We start from the raw sequence: 1,439 nt of genomic DNA on the forward strand, positions 1-1,439 counted from the left end.
ATCGATAACACAAAAGGTCAAATTACCGGTGATAAAGGGTTGGAAATTAGCAGTCAGGCACTGAATACCACGGAAGGGAAATTACTGTCTGCCGCCGATCTGACAGTGGATACGAAAGGACAAAAACTCACTAACCAGCAAGGTGTCATCGCATCCAATACCAAGACCACATTGGCAACCGGTGATATCAACAATACCGAAGGGCAAATCGCCGGCAATGAGGGGCTGATTATTACCAGCCAAATGTTGGATAACACCAAGGGGAAATTACAGTCTGCTGCCGACCTGACGGTGAATACGCAGGGAGCAGCGCTGACCAACCAACAAGGTACCATCACGTCCAACGCTAAAATTACCCTGACAACCGGTGATATCGATAACACAAAAGGTCAAATTACCGGTGATAAAGGGTTGGAAATTAGCAGTCAGGCACTGAATACCACGGAAGGGAAATTACTGTCTGCCGCCGATCTGACAGTGGATACGAAAGGACAAAAACTCACTAATCAGCAAGGTGTCATCGCATCTAATACCAAGACCATATTGGCAACCGGTGATCTCAACAATACCGAAGGGCAAATCGCCGGCAATGAGGGGCTGATTATTACCAGCCAAATGTTGGATAACACCAAGGGGAAATTACTGTCTGCCGCCGACTTGACGGTGAATACGCAGGGAGCAACGCTGACCAACCAACAAGGTACCATCACGTCCAACGCTAAAATCACCCTGACAACCGGTGATCTCAATAATACGAAAGGGGAAATTACCGGTGATACCGGGCTGGCGATTAGCAGCCAGGTACTGAATACCCGCGAAGGGAAATTACTGTCTGCGGCTGACTTGAGCATAGATACACATCAACAAACCCTCACCAACAAACACGGGGTGATTGCGGCCAATAGTAAAACCATCCTGAAAACCGGGGATATCAACAATATCAGCGGTCATATTTCCGGGGCTGAAGGCGTAGACATTACCAGTCAGGCACTGGATAGTACCGCTGGGAAAGTGCTGTCTGCCACAGATGTGAGTATCGATACGCAGGGGCACCAGCTGACTAATACGCAAAAAGGCGTAATTGCGGCTGATGCCAAAGCCACTCTGATAACCGGTGTTATCAACAATGCTGAGGGTCAAATCGCTGGCAATGAGGGGTTGGTCATTACCAGCCAGATGCTGGATAACACCAAGGGGAAATTACAGTCTGCTGCCGACCTGACGGTGAATACGCAGGGAGCAGCGCTGACCAACCAACAAGGTACCATCACGTCCAACGCTAAAATTACCCTGACAACCGGTGATATCGATAACACAAAAGGTCAAATTACCGGTGATAAAGGGTTGGAAATTAGCAGTCAGGCACTGAATACCACGGAAGGGAAATTACTGTCTGCCGCCGATCTGACAGTGGATACGAAAGGACAAAAACTCACTAA

At 48.4% G+C, this 1,439-nt stretch carries 1 pseudogene; it reads left to right on the forward strand.

Going from position 1 to position 1,439, the window contains the following annotated elements:
- Window positions 1-1,439: pseudogene (locus tag Xinn_RS20760) on the forward strand (hypothetical protein); the annotation flags it as partial.

The sequence above is a fragment of the Xenorhabdus innexi genome (assembly GCF_002632485.1).
GTDB classification, from domain to species: Bacteria; Pseudomonadota; Gammaproteobacteria; order Enterobacterales; family Enterobacteriaceae; genus Xenorhabdus; species Xenorhabdus innexi.